This is a genomic window from Herbaspirillum sp. C7C2, assembly GCF_022627865.1.
Classification (GTDB): Bacteria; Pseudomonadota; Gammaproteobacteria; order Burkholderiales; family Burkholderiaceae_D; genus Herbaspirillum; species Herbaspirillum frisingense.
The window spans coordinates 1-281 of the sequence record NZ_JABXGI010000068.1 but is presented as its reverse complement, the minus strand read 5'-3'; the positions used below and the strand labels follow the sequence as shown (position 1 = coordinate 281).

At 59.4% G+C, this 281-nt stretch carries 1 protein-coding gene; it reads right to left on the bottom strand.

Annotation, left to right across the window (positions count from 1 at the left end; all coding sequences use genetic code 11):
• Positions 1-59: 59 nt before the first annotated feature.
• On the bottom strand, positions 60-281 hold a 222-nt coding region (locus HWE04_RS24265; protein WP_446719260.1), incomplete at its 5' end, for an ABC transporter ATP-binding protein C-terminal domain-containing protein.

Here is a 281-nt window from a genome sequence, read left to right as displayed (position 1 = left end):
TAGGCCACGCTCAGTTGTTCGACTTTGAGGATGTTCGTTGTCATGTTCTGTGGTCTCGCTTAATGGCCTGCGCCCAGGTAGGCTTCGATCACCGCCGGGTTCTTCTGTACGTCGGCCGGTACGCCCTCGGCAATCGGCTTGCCGTAGTCCAGAACCGTGATGCGGTTGCACAGGCCCATCATCAGCTTCACATCGTGTTCGATCAGCAGGATGGTCCGGCCATCGGCCTGGATCTTCACCAGCAGCTCGCGCAGGCCCAGTTTCTCGGTGGCGTTCATGCC